A 20299-nucleotide genomic window follows, 5' to 3' on the forward strand; every position below is an offset into this window, starting at 1 on the left:
GTGAGCGACACCAGCAGCACACTGCGGATCGTGTGGATCTACCCCGACCTGCTCAGCACCTACGGGGACCAGGGCAACGTGCTGGTCCTGCGGCGCCGCGCCGAACTGCGCGGCATCCCCACCGAGGTGGTGCGCGTCCACTCCAGCGACCCGGTGCCCGTGGAGGGCGACATCTACCTGCTCGGCGGCGGTGAGGACCGGCCGCAGATCCTGGCGGCGCAGCGGCTGCGCGCCGACGGCGGGCTCAAGCGGGCGGCCGAGCGGGGAGCTGCGGTCTTCGCGGTCTGCGCCGGCTACCAGATCATCGGCGAGACCTACGGCGACGACGCGGCCAACCCGCTGCCCGGGGTCGGCATCCTCGACGTGCGCAGCGGACGCGGCGACACCCGGGCGGTCGGGGAGATCGTCGCGGACGTCGACCCGGCGCTGGGCGTGGGCCGGATCACCGGCTTCGAGAACCACCAGGGCCGCACCTCGGTCGGACCGTCGGCCAAGCCCTTGTCGACCACGGTGCTGGGCATCGGCAACGACGGCGCCACCGAAGGGGCCTACCAGGGGCAGGTGCTCGGCACCTACCTGCACGGCCCGGCCCTGCCGCGCAACCCGGCCCTGGCCGACCTGCTGCTGCGCTGGCGGGTGGGCGACATCCAGCCGCTGCCGCCGTCCTGGGGCGAGCGGCTGCACGACGAACGCCTGGCCGCCGTGCTGTAGCCGAGGACCACGGAAGGGGCCCGCGCCGCCGAGCGGCACGGGCCCCTCTGGTCTTCAGGACCGGCAGACGCCTCAGGCGGGCGGGGTGCCCCAGACCAGGGTGCTGCCGATGTGGGCGGTCACCGCCGGGTTAGCCGCCCAGTCGGTGTTGCTGCCGCGGCTGTAGTCGTCGCTCTCGTCGAAGTTCGACCAGTTCGACGAGTGGATGCGGCCCTGGATCTCGGTGCTGGAGCCCGGGGCCAGGGTGCCGCTGAGGGTGAGCGACAGGTAGGTGTCGGCGCCCGGGGCGTTCAGCGAGCCGAAGGACGCGCTGACGTTGGAGCAGCCCACCTGCGCCCAGTCGCAGGCGTACTGTAGGGAACCGCTGGACTCGTTGCTGAAGTAGTAGCGGATCCGCACGGTGGACAGGTCGATCGGGCTGCTTCCGGTGTTGACCAGGCGCAGGCCCGGAGCGATCTGGTTGTCGTTGGTGGCAGCGCTGTTGTTGCGGTAGTGGACCTCCAGGTCAGCCGTGGGGTCGGCCGGGTCGGTCGGGTCCGTCGGGTCGGTGGGGTCCGTCGGGTCCGTCGGGTCGGCCGGGTCGGTGGGGTCGGTCGGGTCCGTCGGGTCCGTGGGGTCGACGGGCGCGCCGCCGTAGTACTGGTTCAGCGACAGGCCGGTGGTGGAGCCCCTGCCGCCCAGCGGGACCTCGTGGTCCAGGCCGATGTAGCGGCCGTTGTTGTCCTGCCAGAGCGCGGCCTCGAGGAACGCGTACTTCTGCTCGTCCCAGGTCATCCAGTCGTAGCCGAGCAGGCCGCCGGTGTCGCCCGAGTTGGGGTTGAGCGCCCAGAAGGTGTGGTGCAGGCGCTCCTCGATGATGAGGGAGCGCAGCGCCGTCATCCACTTCTGGTTGTCGCCGCCGTCGAGGAAGCCGCCCCACTCGCCGATGAGCAGCGGCGCGGTGTTGTCCTCGTGGATGTAGAGCCAGTTGGGCCGCCAGACGTCGGTGGTCAGGGTCTCCTTGTTCCAGTTCCCCTCGAACCAGGGCTGCTGCCAGACGGTGGGCCCGTAGTCGTGCGGCGAGTAGACCAGTTGGTCCTGGTGGGGACCCAGGTCGACGGGGTGGTCGGCGACGCCGCGCAGGTTGCCGCCCCACCAGGTGGAGTAGTAGTCCCGGCCGTTGGTGGAGGACCAGTTCTCCCCGTCCTTCGGGTAGATCTCCACACCCTCGCACAGGATGAGCATGTTCGGGTTGATGGCCAGGATGCGCTTGCCCGCCGTCTCGCAGACGTGCTTGAAGTTGTCGACGTCGGTCGAGTCGTCCCACTTGGCGCGCGGCGTCTCGCTGGCCTTGCCGTGGGGCTCGTTCTTGATGTCGGCGGCGATGATGGTGTCGTTGTTCTTGTAGCGCTCGGTCACCCACTCCCAGGCCTCGTAGAAGTCCTCGGTGGTGATGCTGCCCTTGTACCAGACCGGGTAGACGTGACCGGAGTTGTCGGCCTCGGCGCTGTGCACGTCGAGCATGACCTTGAGGCCGTACTTCTCGCACAACTGCAACCAGTAGTCGAAGACCTGGAGGTTGTTCTTGCCCGCCAGCTCGGGGTTGACGTACTCGTTGACCCCGTTGGGGGAGGTCTGGCCGTTCTTCCACTCCAGGAGCAGTTGGGTGCTGATGGGTACCCGGACGATGTTGAGGCCGCGCTCGGCCATCTCCCGGGTGACGTCCTCGATGTTGGCGGCCCACAGCCCGTGGAACATCCGCTCGCTGGTGTTGAAGCCGAACCAGTTGACTCCGGTGAGCCACACCTCGTTGCCCGCGGCGTCCACGATCCTGTTGCCGTCGGTGTGCAGCCAGTCGCCGCTGTTGGCGAGTGCGGGGGAGGAGGTCAGGGGGATGAGCGCGGTGGCGCCGAGCGCGACCGCGGCCGCACCGGCGCGCAGCCGCCGCATCAGGGGGGTCGTTCTGCCCACTTCCTGTGTCCTTTCGGGGGAACGCGCCCGTCGTGGGCGCGGACGGGACCGGAGTGGACTGGGAGCGCTCCCAGTTTCGGGGGAGAGGCCGGGTCGGACAACAGGAAACAGGACCCGGGATCGCTCACCTTCCGGTCGCCATATCTGTGGCGCGGATCACCATAAAGTAGGCGGAAGGAAAAAGTCAACGACCGGTGACAGAAAGTGAGCACGATCGGCGGCGGACCGCTCCCCGGCAGCCCGCCCGGCAGCGGAGCGGCACCGGATCAGCGGCGCAGCTCGGGGAAGGCCGTGACCAGCGCCTGCCCCAGGTCGGTGACGCCCACCGCGGTGATGCCCTCGACCTCGACCGGGCCGTCGGCGCCGGCGGGCACGATCGCGGTGGTGAACCCCAGCCGCTGCGCCTCCTGCAACCGACGTTGCAGGGCGCTGACCGCGCGCACGTCCCCGGCCAGCCCCACCTCGCCGATGGCGACCATCCCGCGCGGCAGCGCCAGGTCGGTGTGCGACCCCGCCAGGGCCAGCGCCAGGGCCAGGTCCACCGACGGCTCCACCAGGCGCACCCCGCCCACCGTGGAGGTGTAGACGTCGGCCGCGCCCATCCGCAGGTTCACCCGCTTCTCCAGCACCGCCAGCACCATCGCCACCCGGGCCGAGTCCAACCCCGAGGTGGCGCGGCGCGGCTGCGGCAGCGCGGTCGGCGCGACCAGCGCCTGCACCTCGGCGATCAGCGGGCGCCGCCCCTCCACGGTGACCGTGACGCAGGTGCCCGGGACCGGCTCGGCGCGGCGGGTCAGGAACAGGCCGCTCGGGTCGGGCAGGCCCACGATGCCGGAGTCGGTGAGCTCGAAGCAGCCGATCTCGTCGGTGGGTCCGTACCGGTTCTTCACCGCGCGCAGCATGCGCAACTGCGAGTGCCGGTCGCCCTCGAATTGCAGCACCACGTCCACCAGGTGCTCCAGCACCCGCGGACCCGCGATGGAGCCGTCCTTGGTGACGTGCCCGACCAGGACCGTGGCGATGTTGCGCTCCTTGGCCAGCCGGATCAGCCCCGCGGCGACCTCGCGCACCTGGGTGACGCCCCCCGGGACGCCGGGGACGTCGGGCGCGCTCATGGTCTGCACCGAGTCGACGATCAGCAGCCGGGGCGCCACCTCGTCGACGTGCCCGGCCAGCGCGGCCAGCGAGGTCTCCGCGGCGAGGTACAGCTTGGGCGCCAGCGCGCCCACCCGCTCGGCGCGCAGCCGCACCTGCCCCGCCGACTCCTCGCCCGTCACGTACAGCACCGGGCCCAGCTCGGCGAAGCGCGCGGCCACCTCCAGGAGCAGGGTGGACTTGCCCACCCCCGGCTCACCGGCGAGCAGCAGCACCCCGCCGGGCACCACCCCGCCGCCCAGCACCCGGTCGAGCTCCGCCAGGCCGGTGGGGGACGCCTGCGCGGACTCCACGTCGATCTCGGCGATGGGCCGGGCCGGGGTGCCCGTCCGCACGGGGACCACCCCGCCCGGAGTCGGCGCGGCGACCTCCTCCACGGTGCCCCACGCCTGGCAGTCCCCGCAGCGGCCCACCCACTTCAGGGCGGTCCACCCGCACTCGGTACACCGGAACGTCCGCTTCGCTGCCCTTGCCATACCTGCACGCTAGCGCTCTTCGGGGACAACGGGGGAACCACGGGAGACGAAGAGGTCCGAGGACGGGGAAAGGTCGGGAAATTTTTCCGCGGCGGGTCCGGAACCAGAGCGCGGGGCGCACGATCGCATAGGAGACAGAGGGCAGCGTCCAGGACAGGCGGGAAGCCCGTGGGCCGTGGCAGAGCAGAGGAGGGCGCGCGGTGGCCTCCACAGGAAGAACCCCCGGGGCGGCCACCCCCGGGGCCGTCCGCGACCGCGGCGTGCCCCCCTGCCCTCCTCCCTACCTCCGGACCCCCGAGGGGGAGGAGCCCGTCCGCGCGCCGCATCCCCCCGGCCGCTCCGCACGGCTCCGGACCCGCTGAGCGGAGAGGGCGCGTGGACTCAGTACTCCCGCCACCAGACGTTGACCGCGTAGTCGACCTCCAGACCGCGGTGGCCGTCGATGATCTCCTCGGCCAGGGCGGGCGGGAACTCGATGCGTACCACCGCCTCGAAGTCCGCGCGGCTCTCGAACCTCCAGCCCATGTCCACCGACCGCCGGGTGAACCCCCGGCCGCTCCAGAACCGCTCGACGGCGAGCGGGTCGTAGGACGGCAGCGACCGCCGGAACCAGCCGCCGAAGGTGCTGCGCGTGGCGTCGTTGTCGATGACGAACACCACTCCACCCCGCCGCATCACCCGGTCCAGCTCGGCCAGCCCGGGCTCGCAGCCGGGACCGAAGAAGTACGCCCACCGCGCGTGCGCCACGTCCACCGAGGCGTCGGCCACCGGGAGCCGCTGCGCCACCCCGGTGCGGACCGTCACGTTGGGCAGCGCCCGCACGCGCCTGCGAGCCGCCCCGGCCAGCCCTCGGTGCGGCTCCACCCCGGTCACCCACCGCGCCTCAACGGCGAAGCGCGGCAGGTGGAAGCCGGTGCCACAGCCGATGTCCAGAACATGCGCACCGGTCCAGGGTCGGACCGCGCGCATCGCCTCCTCGATCCGGCCCTCGGGGTCGGCGGCACGGTTCTCCGTCTCGTAGGTGCGCGGAGCGTTCCAGATGTTGGGGCTGGGAATCGCCCCGGTGAGCGCTTTGTTCACCTGGATGACCCTAACGACGACGCGGGGACGCCCACCGCGGCCCGGCGAGCACAGCGTGCCGCCCCCTGGGCCACTTGTGCGCAGGAATTTCACTACGACAGCACGTATGGTGGTTCAAGTGAACGCTATCCAGGTTCCAGACGCCCCCGTCGTCCTCTCGACGGCGTCGGTGTACCCGGAGAAGACCCCGGCGGCCTTCGAGATCGCCGCCAAACTCGGCTACGACGGCATCGAGGTCATGGTCACCTCGGACCCGGTCAGCCAGGACGTCGACATGCTCCGGCGTCTGTCGGACTACCACCAGCTCCCCATCACCGCGATCCACTCCCCCTGCCTGATCTTCACCCAGCGGGTGTGGGGCCGCGATCCCTGGGTCAAGCTCGTCAAGTCCAAGGAGATGGCCGAAGCGCTGGGCGCCACGACCGTCGTGGTGCACCCCGCGTTCAAGTGGCAGCGCGAGTACGCCAAGGACTTCGAGAAGGGCATCCAGCGGATGCAGGACGAGACCGACGTCGTCTTCGCCGTCGAGAACATGTACCAGGTGCGCATGCGGGGCAGGGAGGTCGTCCCCTACGCACCCAGCTGGAACCCGCTGGACCGCGACTACCCCGACGTCACCCTGGACCTCTCGCACACCGCCATGTCGCAGTCGGACGCCATGGACATGGCGCGTCGGCTCGGCGACCGCCTCTCCCACGTGCACCTCGCGGACGGCGTCGGCGGGGGCAGCCTCGACGAGCACCTGATCCCCGGCCGCGGCAACCAGCCCTGCGCCGAACTCCTGGAGTACCTCGCCGACCACGACTACCGCGGCCAGATCGTGCTGGAGGTCAACACCCGCAAGTCCGACCGCGAGACACGGCTGACCGAACTGGCCGAGGCGCTGGCCTTCACCCGGCTGCACTTCGCGCGCAGCGCGCAGCAGTCGGAGCGGGAGCGCGAGCGGGTCGTGCTGCACTCGGCGGCCTCCGGCGCCCCCCGGGTGTTCTCGGTCGGGGGCGACGGCACGGTCAGCGCGGACTGACAGGACCAGGAACGACGACGGACAGGACGGGGCGGGGTGGCGCGGACCGGACGGCGCCCGGGGACGACACGCACACGCGAGGAGATCCTGCGGGCGGCACGGCTCGACTTCAGCGAGAAGGGGTACGAAGGCACCTCGGTACGCGGCATCGCCCGGCGCGCCGGGGTGGACCCCTCCCTGGTCCACCACTACTTCGGCACCAAGGACCAGGTGTTCGCCGCGGCGATGGAGCTGCCCTACGACCCCGGCGAACTGCTGGAGCGGATCATGCTCGACGACCCGGAGCACGACCCCGCCGAGGCGGTGGTCCGCGCCTTCCTGCGGGTCTGGGGGGACGAGCACGGCCGCGCCCCCTTTCTCGCCCTGTTCCGCTCGGCCATGACCAGCGAGCAGGCCGCCGAGGTCCTGCGCGGTTTCATGACCGACGTCCTGGTCCGGCGGATCGCCCCGAAACTCGGGGTGGAGCCGCTGCGGGCCGCGCTGATCTCCTCCCAGTTGTTCGGGATGGTGCTGGTGCGCCACGTCGTCCGCGTCGAACCGCTGGCCTCCGCCGACCCGGAGGAGGTGGTGGCCCGCTACGCCCCGGCGGTCCGCCTGGTCATGGGGCTGCCCTCCGGGGTGGGGCGGATCTCTACTGAGGCGGGTAGGCCAGTCGACGGCGCCGCAGACCTTCCGGACTGACTGCGACGACGAAGGGTCCGCTCGCACGTTTGGACATGTCGAAGATCTCTTGGCGGTAGCGCAGGTACAGTGCGGCCATCTGGGGCCCTCTCAGGTTCCCGTTGGGGATACCAAAGACCCGGGCGCTGTCATGTAGAGGCACTGTGCTTCAAGCGGGTTCACCGTAATGCGCAGGTCTTTGCAGAGCAGGACGTCACCGTTGGCAGTGGCTTCAGAGATCCACTGCACGTCCTCGATTCTCTGGGACTCGGCCTTCCCGTAGCGCTCGTCCATCGTCTCCACGCGCCATCCGGCGTCACGGAGGGCTTCAGCCACGATGCGCGAGCCAAGCCCTCGGTCCAGAAAGAAAGAGGGATCGGAAGAGGGAGACATGTTCGAGATCAGGCGGCTCGGAGAGACAAGGACTCTATGACAGAGAGGGGAAGGTCGTAGTCGTAGGAGAGGTCCTCTGGGCTCTCTCCCGCGTGGAGCCGGTCGAGGACGTCGGCCACTCGGATACCCCGGTCCGCCAGAGTCGGCTGACCGCCGTTGATCCGGGGGTCGACGATGACACGGGCATCGGGGTACGTCGGCAGCTCGATCATCTTTGCCCAGCCGTCCTCGTAGGTGACCCGCGTCAGGTAGTCCTTGACCACTTCCCGGAAGACGCCTTGGCCGTTGCGTACGACCACGAGCCCGTCAACGAACTCCTGGTCGGAGGGCTCCGTGGAACTCCGACCGTAGTCCCAGAGGACTTCGGCGCCGTCGGTGCACAGACGTTCGCTCGCCAGGGCTTGGGCCAGCCCGAACGTTTCTTCCAGGCGTTTGATTGCCGGGCGGATGCGCTGCATGGGCACCCCCGCCTGACGGAATGCCGCAAGTATGTAGGCCTCGGCGAGGCCGACGAACGGAACGCTGGGCCCCTGGCCGTGGGGAGGGGGTTCGGTGGTCACCAGAGGTGCGGAGACGGTCTGCTCGCCGTTGAGGCGTTTGAAGACGTACCCCTGGGCCCAGTTCCGCAATGTCGAGGGGGGAACGCCCACCAGTCTGGCCGCTTCTGCACGCCGGTAAATGGGGAGGGTGTAGCGGAAATCGTCCAACGGACGAATCTGTGTACTGGCCATCGCCCCTCCGAGGTTCTGGTCTCCCCGACGACGCAAGTATTGCAGTTGCCGGTACGAAGCGGGCTGGAACGCTCGTACCGTAACGTGGCAACTGTCGAAAGGTGTGACTGCATGATCGCGATCATCGGAGCGGGCCGGATGGGCGAGGCCCTGCTCGCCGGAATCCTCGACACCGGGCACGACCCGGCCGGTGTGCTCATCACCGAGGCGCGCCAGGAGCGTGCGGAGGAGCTGCGCGAACGCTACGGCGTCGCCAACGTCTCCGCGGCCGAGGCCGCCTCGCGCGCCGACACCCTCCTCCTCGCGATCAAGCCGCAGGACATGGTCGCGGCGCTCAACGAGATCGCCGCGGCGCTGCCGCCCGGGCGCCTGGTCGTCTCCGTGGCCGCCGGGATCACCACGGCCGTGCTGGAGAAGCACCTCCCCCCGGAGACCGCCGTGGTGCGGGCCATGCCCAACACCCCCGCCCTGGTCGGGCAGGGCATGACCGCCGTCGCCGCGGGCGCGCACGCCTCCGCGGAGCACCTGGCGCGCGCCGAGGCCCTGCTCGGCTCGGTGGGGCGGGTGCTGCGCGTGCCTGAGAAGCACATGGACGCCGTCACCGCCCTGTCCGGCAGCGGACCGGCCTACTTCTACCTGGTCGCCGAGGCGATGATCGAGGCGGGCGTGCTCCTGGGGCTGCCGCGGGCGACCGCCGAGACACTGGTCGCGCAGACCGCGGTGGGCTCCGCGGCGATGCTGCGCGACTCCGGCGAGCACCCCGCCCTGCTGCGCGAGGCCGTCACCTCGCCCGGCGGCACCACCGCAGCCGCGCTGCGGGAGCTGGAGCGCCACGGCCTGCGCAGCGCCCTGGCCGACGCGGTGGAGGCCGCGCAGCGGCGCAGCGCCGAGCTGTCCGAAGGCTGAGGCCAGGGGGCGAACCGGGTGATCCCCGCGCGGGCGGCCGGTGCCGGTCAACTAATGTGGTGAAGAACACTGCCACTGACGGGAGGGCGTATGGCCTGCTCGCTGCGCATCGCCTGGGACGACGGGCTCACCGGCTACAACTTCGGACCGCAGCATCCGCTCGCGCCCATCCGGGTCGAGCTGACCATGGACCTGTGCCGCCGCCTCGGGGTCTTCGATGCGCCCGGCGTCTCCTTCGCGCCGGTCGAGCCGGCCGACGACGCCCTGCTGGAGCTCGTCCACGACCGCGCCTACATCGCCGCGGTCAAGCGGGCCGGGCAGACCCTCCAGCCCGACGAGACCTACTCCCTGGGCACCCTCGACAACCCGGTCTTCGCCCACATGCACGAGGCGTCCGCGCTGATCGCGGGCGCCTCGGTGGCGGCGGCGCGCGCCGTGTGGACCGGGGAGGCCGAGCACGGGGCGAACATCGCGGGCGGCCTGCACCACGCCATGCCCAAGAAGGCGTGGGGCTTCTGCGTGTACAACGACGCGGCGCTGGCGATCGCCTGGCTGCTGGAGCAGGGCGCCAAGCGGGTCGCCTACGTCGACGTGGACGTCCACCACGGCGACGGCGTGCAGGAGATGTTCTACAACGACCCCCGGGTGCTGACCATCAGCCTGCACGAGTCCCCGCTGACGCTGTTTCCCGGCACCGGCTACCCGGAGGAGATCGGCGGCCCCGACGCCGAGGGGTACGCGGTCAACGTCGCGCTGCCCGCGGGCACCGACGACGCCCGGTGGCTGCGCGCCTTCCACGCCATCGTCCCGCCGCTGCTGCGCGAGTTCCAGCCGGAGGTGCTGGTCACCCAGCAGGGCTGCGACACCCACACGCTCGACCCGCTGGCCAACCTGACGCTCAGCCTGGACGGGCAGCGCCGCACCTACGAGGCCCTGCACGAACTGGCCAAGGAGACCGCGGCGGGACGCTGGGTGCTGCTCGGCGGCGGCGGGTACGAGCTCGTCCAGGTGGTGCCCCGGGCCTGGAGCCACCTGCTGGCGCAGGCGGCGGGACAGCCGATCGACCCCGAGACGCGCACCCCGGACGAGTGGCACGAGTTCGTCAAGGAGCGCACCGGCGAGGCCGCCCCGCTGCACATGACCGACGGGCGGACGGCCGACTACACCCCGTTCGAGGCGGGCTACGACCCGGCCGACGCGGTGGACCGCGCGATCCGGGCCACCCGCACGGCGGTCTTCCCCTGCCACGGCATCGACCCGATGCTGTGAGGCCGGTCGGCGGCTGCGGGACACGGCACCGGGGAGAGTTGAACACGACACGAACGGGGTACGAAGAGTCGGGATGATCCGCAAATGTCGGAACCCCGGCAGTGACGTGAAAAGGGGGTCCCACCTGTGACGCCGCCCTCCCGTGCGGAACTCGTCGACCACTTGGTGCGCACCGGCATCGCCGGCCAGGTCGACACCCCGCGGCAGAACAACCTCAAGCACTACCGGCGGCTGGTCCAGGGAGACCCCTACTACCAGTTCGGGCTGACCTTCTCCCGGGAGTGGACGTTCTCCGACGTCCTCGCGCTCATGGCCAAGCGCTGCGGCGTCGTCGCGGACGAGGACTACCTGTGGGGGATCGACACCATCGACCCCGACCGCACCGTGGACGCCCTGGAGACGGTGGCCGACCGGCTGGCCAGGGCCGCGCGCGACCGCGAGCGCGTCATGGTCGCCACCGGCCACCCCCGCAACCTGGGCGAGGTCTACCGGCGCTGGAAGGACCTGCTCGCCGGGCACGGGTGCGAGGTGGTCACCGCGGCCGCCGGATACTCCTACGACGTCTCCGGCGAGTACCCCCCGACCCGCCGCATCCTGGTCTGGCGCGACGGGGTGGGCATGGTGGTGGACGGCACCGCCCCCCGGCACAGCCACCACCCCTTCGCGATGCGCGCGGCGCTGTCCCGGCTGACGGAGGAGGGCGAGCCGTGGCCGCAGTTGGTCATCGCCGACCACGGGTTCGCGGGCGCGGCGGGCGAGGCCGGAGTGGACACCATCGGTTTCGCCGACAGTAACGATCCTGCGCTCTTCCTGGGAGAACACGAAGGAAAACTTCATGCCACGGTGCCGCTGGACGACGGGTACCTGCCCGAGGACTACCGCCCGCTTTCGGACTACGTGATTCACCGCGCCGGACTGGCCTGAAAGTCGCCCGACGTTTCCCAAAAACCCGGACACCCGACATAAGCCCAGTTCACAAGGGGGACGGCCGGGAGTGGACGCTAATTACCCACGGTTCAAACCTCCGCCGCCGCCCCCTGTCTCCCACCGGGAGGAATGCAAAAACGCCCCCTTTTAATGACGTGACCCGAGACTTACTCTGAGGACGGACGGGTCAGAAGTTGTCGGGCGACACACCAGCGCGGCCGGGCGAAGAGAGGGAGACCGGCGCGCGCAGCAGACAGGGACGCGGGCGCACGTCCGGGAAAGAGAGCGTCAGGACATGAGCGGGAGCAAGGGTTCGCTGGGAGAGGTGAGGTTCCTGACTGTGGCCGAGGTGGCCGCGATCATGCGAGTCTCCAAGATGACGGTCTACCGAATGGTGCACTCCGGGACGCTGCCGGCCATCCGGGTGGGGCGCTCCTACCGGGTGCCGGAGCGCGCCGTGCACGACTACCTCCGTGAGGCGTTCGTCGAGGCGGGCTGATCTCGTTCTCCGGGGGCGGTGCACGGGGCATCGCCCCTGTTCGCGCCCGCCGTACGGTAACCGCGGGGCCTCGTCCCGGGCATTCGGGCGTCTACTACACTTCGTCGTTGTTGATGCATTTTCTGCCGCATCCCGCTGACGAGGTTCTTCCGCGATGCCCTTCACCAGACCAGGCTCCCGACTGCGCGCTGCCGCGCTGCGCTGCGCCGCCGCCGTGGCGGTGCTGGCCGCCCTCGCCGGCTGCGCCGAGGGAGTCGACACCGGAGCGGCCAGCGAGGACGACCGCTACATCTCGGGGGACGGGTCCAGCACCCTGTTCCCCGTCGAGGAACGCGAGCAGGCCCCGCAGGTCGAGGGCGAGACGCTGGACGGCGACCGGATCAGCCTCGCCGACTACTCCGGCGACGTCGTGGTGCTGAACTTCTGGGCCAGTTGGTGTGCGCCGTGCCGGGCCGAGACCCCCGTCCTCAACGAGGTCAGCGCCGAGCACGCCGACGAGGGCGTGCGCTTCCTCGGCGTCAACATCAAGGACAACCGCACCTCTGCGCAGGCGTTCGAGCAGAACCAGGAGGTCGGCTACCCCAGCCTGTACGACCAGCCGGGCGAGGTGCCGCAGGCGTTCCGCGAGACCGTCCCGCCGCAGGCCATCCCCAGCACGCTGGTCATCGACCGCCAGGGCCGCATCGCCGCCCGCGTCATCGGCGCCACCGACTACAACCAGCTCACCGAGCTGGTCGACACGGTCGTCGCAGAGGACGCTGGTTCCCGGTGATCGCCGAGACCGTCCTCTCCGGTTCCCTCCTCCTCGCCGTCCCGCTGGCCGCGGCGGCCGGACTGGTCTCCTTCCTGTCCCCGTGCGTGCTGCCGCTGGTGCCCGGATACCTGTCCTACGTGACCGGGTTGACCGGGGCCGACATCGCCGCGCACAGCCGGGGGGAGGTCCGGGAGGACGCGGGCGACGGCACCGTGCGGACCGTCACGGTCGACGACCTCATGGTCTCCCGGCGCTGGACCATGCTCGCCGGGAGCCTGCTGTTCATCGCGGGCTTCAGCGCGGTCTTCGTGTCCGTCGGCGTGTTCGTCGGCGGCGTCGGCGGGCTGCTGCTCGACCACTCCGAAACCATCACCCGCGTGCTCGGCGCGCTGACGGTCGTCCTGGGCCTGGCGTTCATGGGGCTCCTCCCCGGCTTCAACCGCGAGTTCCGCATCCACCGGCTGCCCGGAGCCGGACTGGCCGGGGCCCCGCTGCTGGGCGTGCTGTTCGGCCTGGGGTGGACCCCGTGCATCGGGCCGACGCTGGCCGCCGTGCAGTCCCTGGCGTTCATGGAGGGCAGCGTCGGCCGGGGGGCGCTGCTGTCGCTGAGCTACTGCCTGGGCCTGGGCCTGCCGTTCGTCCTGGCCGCCCTGCTCTACCGCAGGGCGCTGGGCGCCTTCGCCTGGGTCAAACGCCACTACCGGCTCGTCACCGCCGCGGGCGGCGCGATGCTGGTCGTGGTGGGGCTGCTCCTGGTCACCGGTCTGTGGACCGGTGTCACCGCCGTCATGCAGGGCTGGACCGCGAACTTCACAACGGTGATCTAGCAGTGACCGCACGCCAACCGAGCACGGTGACCGAACCGACCGCCACCCCGCCCTCCGCGCCCGCGCTCTCGCCGCTGGGCTGGGCGCGCTGGGCCTGGCGCGTGCTGACCTCCATGCGCACCGCGCTCGTCCTGCTGTTCCTGCTCGCCCTGGGGGCGGTCCCGGGATCGCTGCTGCCCCAGCGCAGGGTCAGCGTCGAGGAGGTCCAGAACTACTACCTGGACCACCCCGACCTCGCGCCGCTGCTGGACAAGCTCTCCCTGTTCGACGTCTACTCCTCGCCCTGGTACTCGGCGATCTACCTGCTGCTGTTCGTCTCGCTGGCGGGGTGCGTGCTGCCGCGCGCCGCGGCGCACTACCGGCTGGTACGCGCCCGCCCGCCGAAGACCCCGCGCCGTCTGGACCGGATGCCGTACTCGGCGACCTTCGACGTGGACGCCTCCCCCGAGGAGGTGTTCGGCGAGGCCCGGACGCTGCTCCGGGGCCACCGGATCGCCGACTACGGCGACTCGCTGTCCGCCGAGACCGGCTACCTGCGCGAGACGGGCAACGTCGTCTTCCACCTGTCGCTGGTGGGCCTGCTGGTGTCGCTGGCCTACGGCTCCTTCTTCGGCTACCGGGGCAACATGCTCCTCGTCGAGGGGGACGCGTTCGCCAACACGCTGACCTCCTACGACGCGTTCTATCCGGGGACCGCGGTGGACCCGGCCGGCATCCAGCCGTTCTGGCTGCGGCTCGACGGCTTCGAGGCGTCCTTCGTCGAGGAGGGCGGCAAGGCCGGCCAGGCCGAGAGCTACCTCGCCGAGGTCACCTACCGGGAGAGTCCCGACTCCCCGGAGCAGACCCACGAGCTGCGGGTCAACCACCCGCTCCGGGTGGACGGCGCGCAGGTCTACCTGCTGGGCCACGGCTACGCCCCGACCTTCCGGGTCACCGACCCCGAGGGCCGGGTGGTCTTCGACCAGGCGGTGCCGTTCCTGGACCGCGGCGACGGCAACTTCACCTCCGACGGCGTGGTCAAGGTCCCCGACATCGCGCCCGAGCAGCTCGGCTTCACCGGGGTGTTCCTCCCCTCGGCGACCAGCGACGACAGCGGCGACCTCGTCTCGGACTTCCCGGCCGCGCGCAACCCCGTGGTGGTGCTCAAGGGCTTCGTGGGCGACCTCGGCCTGGACAGCGGCAACCCCCAGTCGGTCTACCAGCTCTACACCAAGCGGATGGAGGAGATCGGGGACTCCCCGCCGCTGGCCGTGGGCGACCGCTGGGAGCTGCCCAACGGGGCCGTCGTCGAGTTCACCGGCTACCGCGACTACGTCAGCCTCCAGGTCACCAGCGACCCCGGTCGGCCGTACGCGCTGGCCAGCGCGGCCACGGCGGTGCTGGGACTGCTGTGCACCCTGTTCGTGCAGCCCCGGAGGGCGTGGGTCCGCGCCGTCCGCAGGGAGGACGGGCGTACCGTGGTCGAGGTCGCAGGACTCGTCAAGACCGAGGGGACCGCGCCCCTGCGGCGGTTCCACGAGCTGTCCACCCAGTTGAACGGACGACTGCGGCGGTCGGACCGCCGAGCAGGCACGGAGAAGGAGTAAACGGTGCACATTCTCGCTGCGGACGGCGCGGTCGACCCCGCGCTGTCGAATCTCAGCGACAACCTGGTCCTCGGGATGATCGTGGTCTACGCGGTCGCCCTGTTCCTCTTCGTCTTCGAAGCCGCCTACGGCCGCCGCGAGTCCCTGAAGGACACCCGGCTGGTCGCGGTCGGCGCGGAGGCGGGGGAGCGCGCCGACGGCCTTCAGGTGAACCTGCGCGAGCAGGAGCCCGAGGCCAAGGCGTCCCGGCACCTCCTCGGCCGGATCGGCATGGCGGTCACGGTGCTGGGCCTGCTGGTCAACCTGGCGCAGATCGTCACCCGCGGCCTGGCGGCGGACCGCTGGCCGTGGGGCAACATGTTCGAGTTCGTCGTGGCGATCTGCATGTGCGGGGTGGCGGCGTTCCTGTTCGCGGCGCTCCGCTACCGGGCCCACTACCTGGGCGCGTTCGTCCTGGTCCCGGTGCTGCTGCTGCTCGGCGTCGCGGTCCGCTGGCTGTACTCGGAGAGCGGGCCGGTGGTCCCGGCGCTGGACTCCTACTGGATCGCCATCCACGTCTCGGCGCTGATCCTGGCCACCGGCGCGTTCATGGTCTCGGGGTCGGCCACCCTCACCTACCTGATGGCCGAGCGGACCGAGGCCAAGAAGGCCCTGGGGGAGCAGGTCAACGCCATCGCCGCCAAGCTGCCCAGCGCCGCGCTGCTGGACCGCCTCGCGCACCGCATGATCGTGCTGGCCTTCCCGCTGTGGACCTTCGGCGTCATCGCCGGGGCGATCTGGGCGGACGAGGCGTGGGGCCGCTACTGGGGCTGGGACCCCAAGGAGGTGTGGTCCTTCATCACCTGGGTCGTCTACGCTGCCTACCTGCACGCCCGCGCCACCGCCGGCTGGCAGGGCAAGAAGGCCGCCTGGATCAGCCTGGTGGGCTTCGCCTGCCTGCTGTTCAACTTCTTCGGGGTGAACTACCTGTTCAGCGGGCTGCACAGCTACGCCTGAGCCCGGTCCCGAGACGCGGTGAAGGCCCGTCCCCGGCTCCAGGGGCGGGCCTTCACCGCGTCTCGTCTCAGTCCTCCGGGTTGATGCGCTTGTTGAGTCGCTGAAGGAACTCGGGGTCGTCGTCCGGGCCGAGCGGGACGCTGCGACCGGACGGCCGATGAAAGTCCGAGGGGTCCAGGTGGTCGGCGGAGACGGCCGGCACGGAGGAGACCACCGTGCCGGGGCGCGTGTGGGGGCGTCCGAGGAAGAGCCACAGCAGCGGGCCGACCACTGCGAACAGCACGATGACGAGCAGCCAGAGCACCTTGGGAAGAGTGCGGACTTCCTCAGCGGGGCAGGTGAGCGCGTCGAAGAACGCGTACACCCAGAGCACGATTGTGAGCAGCGTAATCAGGCCACCGAGCCAAACCATGTCTTCCAGACTATCCGGGGAGCGACCTGGATGTGCGGGAGTGGAACGCCATGGAGCGGGTCTGGCGCCGTCGAGGATACGGTTGCGGGTTCTTGCAGGTCAGCGAGAGGACTCGGGAGCCTCCCCGTGGAGCAGGGCACGCACCTCGGACTCCCGGAAGCGGCGGTGTCCACCGGGAGTGCGGATGCTGCTGATCCGTCCGGACGCGGCCCACCGGGTGACCGTTTTGGGGTCCACCCGGAAGAGAGAGGCCACCTCTCCCGGCGTCAGCAAGCGTTCGGTCGTCCTTTCCACCTTCACCATCCCCCTTCGCACCCGCCCGGACGTGGTCCGGGCGTTTGATCCCCTAGTGTGCATGAGTCGGGCTGTTTCCTCCTTAGTTTTCGGAAAGATGAGGGGAAACGTGGGCGGGGACGGTCAGATGTGATCGGAACGTGATATCTGTCTCAGAAGTTTCCCGGCAGTAGCTTTTCGTGGCCGGGCGGACCCGGGATCCCCGCGCCTCCCGGTGGGGTCGCGCGCCCCTCCGGAGGACGCCCCCTTAGGGTGTGAAGAGGGACGATGCAGCGCCGGGAGGCCGTGGTGGAACCTCTCGGGCGGACTGTCGGCGACCAACCCCTCTCGGCACCTGCGCCGTCGCCCCGACGACCCGTTTCCACCCGTTGTGAGGCGGTTTCATGCGCAACTTCGTCGTTTACACCGCGGCCCGCGCGCTGCTCTTCGCGGTCGCCTTCGGTGTGGTGTACCTGCTCGGCGCCCGGGGCCTGCTCGCGGCCGTTCTCGCACTGCTGATCAGCGGACTGGTGAGCTTCGTGCTGCTGTCCCGGCAGCGCGACGCGCTGTCCGCCTCGCTGGTGGCGGGGATGGGCCGGATCCGCAGCCTAGGGGAGTGGCTCGAGGCGGGCGCCGCCAAGGAGGACGAGCTCCAGGAGGCGCAGGACGGCGCCCGCGCGCCCGGGCAGGCCGACCGGGGAGCCGGGCAGCACCGGTGACCCGGGGCGCGCGCCGCCCCCGGGGGCCGGGGCCGCGCGGGAGGCCGCGGCCCACCCTCTAGGCTGTGCAGCATGACCCGTGCCGAACTGGACAAGGACCCCCAGGACGTCGCCGCGATGTTCGACACCATCGCGAGCCGCTACGACCTCCTCAACAGCGTGCTCACGCTGGGCTGGGAACGCCGCTGGCGCAAGGCCGTCGTCGACGCGGTCGACGCCTACAGCGGAGAGCTGGTGCTCGACCTGGCGGCGGGCACCGGGACCTCCTCGGAGTCCTTCACCCGCAAGGGCGCGCGGGTCATCGCCTGCGACTTCTCGCTGGGCATGCTCCAGGTCGGGGCCGAGCGCCGGGGCGGGGCCTCCCGCAGGGGGGTCACCGTGGTGGCGGGCGACGCGCTGGCCCTGCCGTTCGCGGACGAGACCTTCGACGCCGTCACCATCTCCTTCGGGCTGCGCAACGTGCAGGACGCGGACCGGGCGCTGCGGGAGCTGCGACGGGTCACCAAGGTCGGCGGACGGCTGGTCATCTGTGAGTTCAGCCACCTTCCGGTGCGGCCCCTGGACCGGATCCTGGCCAAGGGCATGGAGATCGGCCTGCCCCTCGTGGCCCGCGGCTTCAGCGACAACCCCGACGCCTACGCCTACCTGTCGGAGTCGATCGCGGCCTGGCCGGACCAGCGCGCGCTGGCCCGCCAGCTCCAGGCCGCCGGGTGGTCCCGGGTGGCCTGGCGGAACCTCACCTTCGGGGTGGTGGCGCTGCACCGCGCCCGCCGCGAGGACTGAGCCGGGCGGCGCCCGCGCGCCCGCCTCCTCCGTGTCCTGGCGGACACGGAGGTTTTTTGTGATCGTGACCAAGACGCATCGGCGCAGGTCAGTGACCCGGAGTGAGGAATCTCCCGTGGGGTTATGTCCTGTTTTGGGGCCTTTTGGGATTTTTGTCGGGACTCTAGTCCCATAACGGGCAAAACGGTCAAACGGATCTTGATTTCCCTTAACTTGATTTTTAAACCCCTAGGTAGCTGGGGTGTTGCGGAAAGCCCGACAACCAGAGCCTGGGGTCGCTCCCGGGTCGCGAAAGGTCTAGACTTCGGCTTGAAGACCTTGTGAAGCACTTCACAAGGGGGCGAGTCTTCTCTCCCACGACGAGACAGCCACAAGCACGCCCCCGAGGTGCGACCGCGCCGAGCAGTCAGGACCACCCGTGAGCCAGACAGCACCGACCCCAGCCACAGACACCACGGCCCCGCAGGACGAGGCGGACGTCATCGTCGTCGGAGCGGGCCCCGCGGGGAGCACGGCCGCCTACTACCTGGCCACCGCCGGTCTGGACGTCCTGCTGCTGGAGAAGACCGCCTTCCCGCGCGAGAAGGTCTGCGGCGACGGCCTCACTCCGCGCTCCGTCAAGCAGCTCGTCGCCATGGGCATCCCCGTGGACGGCGAGGGCTGGATCCGCAACCGCGGACTGCGCATCATCGGCGGCGGCGTCCGCCTCGAACTGCCCTGGCCCGAACTCGCCGCCTACCCCGACTACGGCCTGGTCCGCACCCGCTACGACTTCGACCAGATCCTGGCCCGCCACGCGGTCCGGGCCGGCGCCCGGCTGCTGGAGCGCACCAACGTCACCGCGCCCCTCGTCGACGCGCGCAGCAACCGCGTCGTCGGGGTCAGCGCCACGGACGCCGAGGGCCGCACCCGCCACTTCCGCGCCCCCCTCGTCCTGGCGGCCGACGGCAACTCCTCGCGTCTGTCGATCGCCCTGGGCATCCGCAAGCGCGACGACCGGCCGATGGGCGTGGCGGTGCGCACCTACTTCACCAGCCCCCGCCACGACGACGACTACCTGGAGTCCTGGCTGGAGCTGTGGGACCACCAGGACGGCAAGAAGGTGCTGCTCCCCGGCTACGGCTGGATCTTCGGGGTCGGCGACGGCACCAGCAACGTGGGGCTCGGCATCCTCAACTCCACCGCCTCCTTCCAGAAGGTCGACTACCGCAAGCTCCTGCGGCGCTGGACCCAGAACATGCCCGAGGAGTGGGGCTTCACCGAGGAGAACCAGCGGGGGCCGATCCGCGGCGCGGCCCTGCCCATGGGCTTCAACCGGACCCCGCACTACGCCCGCGGCCTGATGCTGGTCGGCGACGCGGGCGGCATGGTCAACCCCTTCAACGGGGAGGGCATCGCCTACGCGATGGAAGCCGGCCAGATCGCCGCGGAGGTGGCCGTCCAGGCGCTCAGCCGCCCCACCCAGCAGGCCCGCGAGCGCACCCTGCTGCGCTACCCGCAGATCCTGCGGGAGACCTACGGCGGCTACTACACGCTGGGGCGCTACTTCGTGAAGCTGATCGGCAACCCGGAGTTCATGAAGTACGCCACCAAGTACGGACTCCCACGGCCCACGCTGATGCGCTTCACCCTCAAGATGCTGGCCAACCTCACCGAACCCAGCCAGGGAGACGCGATGGACCGGTTGATCAACGGCCTGTCCAAGATCGCGCCGGCCGCGTGAGGACCCCACCCACGAGACCCACACCGCGAGGACGGCAGGACATGAACCTCTTCCGCGTACCAACCAGAGGGAGCAGCTAGCCGATGGAGCTGTACACCCCCATCTTCGTGCTCGGCGGTATCGGCGCCGCCTTCGTGATCGTCTCGATGATCGTCGGGGCGATCGCCGGACCCAAGCGCTACAACCGCACCAAACTCCAGGCGTACGAGTGCGGCATCGACCCCACTCCCCAGCCCGTGGGAGGCGGCCGGTTCACGGTCAAGTACTACCTGACGGCGATGCTGTTCATCGTCTTCGACATCGAGGTCATCTTCCTGGTGCCCTGGGCGGTGCACCTCGACGCGCTCGGGATCTTCGGCCTGGTCGTGATGGTCCTGTTCCTCGTCAACGTCTCGATCGCCTACGCCTACGAGTGGCGCCGCGGCGGTCTCGAATGGAACTGATC

At 70.5% G+C, this 20299-nt stretch carries 22 protein-coding genes; 15 read left to right on the forward strand and 7 right to left on the reverse strand.

What is annotated here, in order from left to right:
- Nucleotides 1-711, forward strand: coding sequence for a type 1 glutamine amidotransferase (locus AC529_RS11915; protein ID WP_068756588.1), 711 nt, complete (start codon nt 1-3; stop codon nt 709-711).
- Nucleotides 712-783: 72 nt separating this feature from the next.
- Here the strand turns inward: AC529_RS11915 and AC529_RS11920 are convergent, their stop codons facing one another.
- The 3 genes from AC529_RS11920 to AC529_RS11930 form a co-directional block, all read right to left on the reverse strand.
- Nucleotides 784-2661, reverse strand: a complete 1878-nt coding sequence (locus AC529_RS11920; protein WP_198156398.1) for a cellulase family glycosylhydrolase — start codon at nt 2659-2661, stop codon at nt 784-786.
- A 266-nt stretch (nt 2662-2927) separates the two neighbouring features.
- The gene (gene radA, locus AC529_RS11925; RefSeq protein ID WP_068756590.1) at nt 2928-4292 is read right to left on the reverse strand and encodes a DNA repair protein RadA; all 1365 of its coding nucleotides are present in this window, start codon (nt 4290-4292) and stop codon (nt 2928-2930) included.
- 381 nt (nt 4293-4673) lie between these two features.
- Nucleotides 4674-5372 carry a class I SAM-dependent methyltransferase gene (locus tag AC529_RS11930; protein ID WP_068756591.1) on the reverse strand — a complete coding sequence of 233 codons (699 nt, stop codon included), beginning with the start codon at nt 5370-5372 and terminating at the stop codon, nt 4674-4676.
- Between the two features lie 118 nt (nt 5373-5490).
- Between AC529_RS11930 and AC529_RS11935 the strand changes: the two genes are divergently transcribed.
- Nucleotides 5491-6396 carry a sugar phosphate isomerase/epimerase family protein gene (locus tag AC529_RS11935; protein WP_068756593.1) on the forward strand — a complete coding sequence of 302 codons (906 nt, stop codon included), beginning with the start codon at nt 5491-5493 and terminating at the stop codon, nt 6394-6396.
- A 36-nt stretch (nt 6397-6432) separates the two neighbouring features.
- Entirely contained in the window at nt 6433-7077 is a 645-nt protein-coding gene (locus tag AC529_RS11940; RefSeq protein ID WP_083948157.1) for a TetR/AcrR family transcriptional regulator, read from the forward strand.
- A gap of 90 nt (nt 7078-7167) precedes the next feature.
- Here the strand turns inward: AC529_RS11940 and AC529_RS11945 are convergent, their stop codons facing one another.
- Complete coding sequence (locus tag AC529_RS11945) at nt 7168-7449, reverse strand: PIN-like domain-containing protein (protein ID WP_198156399.1); 282 nt, start codon at nt 7447-7449, stop codon at nt 7168-7170.
- A gap of 8 nt (nt 7450-7457) precedes the next feature.
- Nucleotides 7458-8180, reverse strand: coding sequence for a DUF433 domain-containing protein (locus AC529_RS11950; protein ID WP_068756597.1), 723 nt, complete (start codon nt 8178-8180; stop codon nt 7458-7460).
- A gap of 111 nt (nt 8181-8291) precedes the next feature.
- Between AC529_RS11950 and proC the strand changes: the two genes are divergently transcribed.
- From proC to ccsB, 8 genes are all read left to right on the forward strand, one after another.
- Nucleotides 8292-9086 carry a pyrroline-5-carboxylate reductase gene (gene proC, locus AC529_RS11955; RefSeq protein ID WP_068756599.1) on the forward strand — a complete coding sequence of 265 codons (795 nt, stop codon included), beginning with the start codon at nt 8292-8294 and terminating at the stop codon, nt 9084-9086.
- A 90-nt stretch (nt 9087-9176) separates the two neighbouring features.
- Complete coding sequence (locus AC529_RS11960; RefSeq protein WP_068756601.1) at nt 9177-10355, forward strand: acetoin utilization protein AcuC; 1179 nt, start codon at nt 9177-9179, stop codon at nt 10353-10355.
- A gap of 126 nt (nt 10356-10481) precedes the next feature.
- A complete protein-coding gene (locus AC529_RS11965) occupies nt 10482-11279 on the forward strand; it encodes a phosphatase (protein WP_068756603.1) in 798 nt (265 codons plus the stop codon).
- A gap of 298 nt (nt 11280-11577) precedes the next feature.
- Nucleotides 11578-11781, forward strand: coding sequence for a helix-turn-helix domain-containing protein (locus tag AC529_RS11970; RefSeq protein ID WP_068756605.1), 204 nt, complete (start codon nt 11578-11580; stop codon nt 11779-11781).
- A gap of 154 nt (nt 11782-11935) precedes the next feature.
- Nucleotides 11936-12553, forward strand: coding sequence for a TlpA family protein disulfide reductase (locus AC529_RS11975; RefSeq protein ID WP_068756607.1), 618 nt, complete (start codon nt 11936-11938; stop codon nt 12551-12553).
- A complete protein-coding gene (locus tag AC529_RS11980; protein ID WP_068756609.1) occupies nt 12550-13362 on the forward strand; it encodes a cytochrome c biogenesis CcdA family protein in 813 nt (270 codons plus the stop codon). Before AC529_RS11975 ends, AC529_RS11980 begins: the two co-directional genes overlap by 4 nt.
- A 26-nt stretch (nt 13363-13388) precedes the next feature.
- Nucleotides 13389-14948: a cytochrome c biogenesis protein ResB gene (gene resB, locus AC529_RS11985; RefSeq protein ID WP_232306711.1), complete on the forward strand. Its 1560-nt coding sequence runs from the start codon at nt 13389-13391 to the stop codon at nt 14946-14948.
- 3 nt (nt 14949-14951) lie between these two features.
- Complete coding sequence (gene ccsB / locus AC529_RS11990) at nt 14952-15944, forward strand: c-type cytochrome biogenesis protein CcsB (RefSeq protein WP_068756612.1); 993 nt, start codon at nt 14952-14954, stop codon at nt 15942-15944.
- 67 nt (nt 15945-16011) lie between these two features.
- On the opposite strand, the gene AC529_RS11995 is transcribed toward ccsB, so the two are convergent.
- Nucleotides 16012-16356: a PLD nuclease N-terminal domain-containing protein gene (locus tag AC529_RS11995; RefSeq protein WP_068756614.1), complete on the reverse strand. Its 345-nt coding sequence runs from the start codon at nt 16354-16356 to the stop codon at nt 16012-16014.
- A gap of 99 nt (nt 16357-16455) precedes the next feature.
- Nucleotides 16456-16659 (reverse strand): BldC family transcriptional regulator, encoded by a 204-nt coding sequence (locus AC529_RS19660; protein ID WP_083948158.1) that lies wholly within the window; start codon nt 16657-16659, stop codon nt 16456-16458.
- A gap of 374 nt (nt 16660-17033) precedes the next feature.
- Between AC529_RS19660 and AC529_RS12005 the strand changes: the two genes are divergently transcribed.
- The 4 genes from AC529_RS12005 to AC529_RS12020 all read left to right on the forward strand — a co-directional run bounded on the left by AC529_RS12005 (nt 17034) and on the right by AC529_RS12020 (nt 20297).
- Nucleotides 17034-17348 (forward strand): DUF4229 domain-containing protein, encoded by a 315-nt coding sequence (locus AC529_RS12005; protein WP_068756617.1) that lies wholly within the window; start codon nt 17034-17036, stop codon nt 17346-17348.
- Nucleotides 17349-17420: 72 nt separating this feature from the next.
- On the forward strand, nt 17421-18131 hold the full coding sequence (locus tag AC529_RS12010; RefSeq protein ID WP_068756619.1) for a demethylmenaquinone methyltransferase: 711 nt from the start codon (nt 17421-17423) through the stop codon (nt 18129-18131).
- Between the two features lie 418 nt (nt 18132-18549).
- Nucleotides 18550-19854, forward strand: coding sequence for a geranylgeranyl reductase family protein (locus tag AC529_RS12015; protein ID WP_068756621.1), 1305 nt, complete (start codon nt 18550-18552; stop codon nt 19852-19854).
- A gap of 83 nt (nt 19855-19937) precedes the next feature.
- Nucleotides 19938-20297: an NADH-quinone oxidoreductase subunit A gene (locus tag AC529_RS12020; RefSeq protein WP_068756623.1), complete on the forward strand. Its 360-nt coding sequence runs from the start codon at nt 19938-19940 to the stop codon at nt 20295-20297.
- Nucleotides 20298-20299 lie beyond the last annotated feature (2 nt).

Source organism: Thermobifida cellulosilytica TB100, assembly GCF_001517975.1.
GTDB classification, from domain to species: domain Bacteria; phylum Actinomycetota; class Actinomycetes; order Streptosporangiales; family Streptosporangiaceae; genus Thermobifida; species Thermobifida cellulosilytica.